This is a genomic window from Dietzia maris (genome assembly GCF_014144855.1).
Lineage (GTDB): Bacteria > Actinomycetota > Actinomycetes > Mycobacteriales > Mycobacteriaceae > Dietzia > Dietzia kunjamensis.
In genome coordinates, this window is record NZ_JAALDN010000515.1 from 1 (window position 1) to 2,791 (window position 2,791).

A 2,791-nucleotide genomic window follows, 5' to 3' on the forward strand; every position below is an offset into this window, starting at 1 on the left:
GCCGTGCCGGTACCCACGGGTCAGCGCGTCGGGACGGGCTCCCGACTGGCCGTGCGTCCGCTGCGGCCGGCGGTCTTCCACGCCGTCTGACACCCCGTCGACCGCACCCCGTCGACCGCATCCGCCGACCGCACCCGCCGACCGAGCGCGCCCATCGCACCGGTCGCCGCCGGGTCAGCCCTCGACGCCCGCCCAGCCCAGCGTCCGCTCGACCGCGTCGTCCCACCGGCGGATCAACCGCTGACGTTCCTCCTCGGGCATCTGCGGCGTCCAACGGCAGTCCTCCCGCCACAGTTCACGGAGCCGGTCGGGGGAGTCCCACTGACCCACCGCCAGCCCGGCGGCGAACGCGGCACCCAGTGCGGTGGTCTCGGTGACCTCCGGCCGGATCACGTCCACCCCGAGGATGTCGGCCTGGAACTGCATGAGGAAGTCGTTGACCACCATCCCACCGTCCACCCGCAGCGAATCGGCGGACTCCCCGGCGTCGGCGACCATCGCCGCGGCCATCTCACGGCTCTGGAAGGCCGTGGCCTCGAGCGCGGCCCGCGCCAGGTGCGCCCGGGTGTGGAAGCGGGTCAGGCCCACCATCACGCCGCGGGCGTCCGGCCGCCAGCGCGGGGCGAGCAGCCCGGAGAACGCCGGCACGAGGTAGCAGTCGCCGTTGTCCTCCACTGACATCGCGAGGTCCTCGGTCTCGTCGGCGGTGGAGATCACCCCGAGGTTGTCGCGCAGCCACTGCACCAGTGACCCGGCCACAGCGACGGACCCCTCGAGGGCGTACACGGGATCGGCGTCCCCCAGCTGGTAGCAGACGGTGGTGAGCAGTCCGTTCTCGCTGAACTGCGGCGTCGTGCCCGTATTGAGCAGCAGGAACGCGCCCGTGCCGTAGGTGTTCTTGGCCTCGCCCGGCTCGAAGCAGGTCTGCCCGAACATCGCGGCCTGCTGGTCGCCGAGGATCCCGGCGATGGGCGTGCCGCCGAACATCCGCCGCGTCGTCACGTGCCCCAGCACCCCGGAGGAGGGGACGATCCGCGGCAGCATCGCCCGCGGGACGCCGACCTCACGGCACAGCTCGTCACCCCACTCCAGGGACCGCAGATCCATGAGCAGGGTCCGCGACGCGTTGGTGACATCCGTGACGTGGAGTGCCGCCTCGCCGTCGTCGCCACCCCGGCGCCCACCCGTGAGGTTCCACACCAACCACGAGTCGATGGTCCCCGCCAGCAGTTCCGCGGCCTCGGCCCTCTCGGTCCCGCGTTCGCCCCGCTCGTCCAGGTACTCGAGGATCCACCGGATCTTGGGGCCGGCGAAGTACGTCGACAGGGGCAGGCCGGTGGCGGCGCGGAACCGGTCGTCGCCGTCCGGGTGGGCCTCGGACAGCCGTGCGCAGATGCCGGAGGTGCGGGTGTCCTGCCACACGATCGCGTTGTAGACCGGATCGCCGGTCTCCCGGTCCCACACCACCACCGTCTCGCGCTGGTTGGTGATGCCGATGGCGGTCACCGCCGCCGGTTCGAGGTCCACGCTGCTCGCGACCTGGGCCATGGCGGCGCGGACGTTCTGCCAGATCTCCAGCGGGTCGTGCTCGACCCAGCCTGCCCTCGGCAGGATCTGCCGGTGCTCGACCTGCGCAGTCGCCGCGGGCACCGGCATGCCCCGGTCGTCGAAGAGGATCGCCCGTGTCGAGGTGGTGCCCTGGTCGATCGCGAGGATGTAGGAGCTGCGAGTCACACGGCCAAGACTACGTCCGCGTTCGCGTGGACACGTCCGCCTCGCGCGTAGAGTCGTCGGCGACGGGCCGGAACCCGCGCACGGCCCCGGAGGGAGCGCCCATGCCCACGACCAGGTCCCGATCCGTCCTCGGCCCCGACCGCCGCGCCGAGGCCTGGCGCAGACTGTCGGAGGACACCTTCGACATCGTGATCGTGGGCGGCGGTGTGGTGGGCACCGGCAGCGCGCTCGACGCGGCCACCAGGGGGCTGAACGTGGCGCTCGTCGAGGCCCGCGACTTCGCCGCCGGCACGTCCTCCCGCAGTTCGAAGATGTTCCACGGCGGGTTGCGCTACCTCGAGCAGCTCGATTTCGGCCTGGTGGCCGAAGCCCTCCACGAGCGCGAACTCAGCATGACGCGCCTGGCCCCGCACCTGGTCACGCCGCTGAAGTTCCTCTTCCCGCTCACCCGTCGGTTCTGGGAACGCCCCTATATGGCCGCGGGATTCGTGCTCTACGACGTGATGGGCGGCTCCAAGAGCGTCCCGCCGCAGAAGCACTACAGCCGCGCGGGAGCGAGCCGGGTGGCCCCGGGACTGCGCGAGGACGCCATCGTGGGCGGTATCCGGTACTGGGACACCCTCGTCGACGACGCCCGCCACACCCTCACCCTGGCGCGCACCGCCGCTCACCACGGGGCGGTCGTGGCCAACTCCACCCAGGTGATCGGCTACCTGCGGGACGGCGACCGGGTCACCGGTGTGCGGGTGCGTGACGCCGAGACCGGTCGCGAGACCGACGTCCGGGCCAGGGCCGTGCTCAACGCCGCCGGCGTGTGGACCGACCAGCTGCAGAAGATGCTCGGCGAGGAGGGCGGCTTCACCGTGCGGGCGTCCAAGGGCGTGCACATCGTGGTGGACCGCGACAAGGTGGACTCCGAGGCCGCGCTCATCCTGCGCACCGAGAAATCCGTGCTGTTCGTCATCCCGTGGGGCGAGTACTGGATCATCGGCACCACCGACACCGACTGGCAGCTCGACCTGGCCCACCCGGCGGCCACCGGCGCGGACATCGACTA

Annotated in this window: 2 protein-coding genes; one reads left to right on the top strand and one right to left on the bottom strand. The window is 71.7% G+C overall.

Annotation, left to right across the window (positions count from 1 at the left end):
• Nucleotides 1-174: 174 nt before the first annotated feature.
• Nucleotides 175-1,734, bottom strand: a complete 1,560-nt coding sequence (glpK, locus tag G6024_RS15455) for a glycerol kinase GlpK (protein WP_159149110.1) — start codon at nucleotides 1,732-1,734, stop codon at nucleotides 175-177.
• Nucleotides 1,735-1,835: 101 nt separating this feature from the next.
• On the opposite strand from glpK, the gene G6024_RS15460 reads away from it, so the two are divergent.
• Nucleotides 1,836-2,791 (top strand): glycerol-3-phosphate dehydrogenase/oxidase (locus G6024_RS15460; RefSeq protein WP_159149111.1); only part of this gene is annotated, 956 nt, incomplete at its 3' end.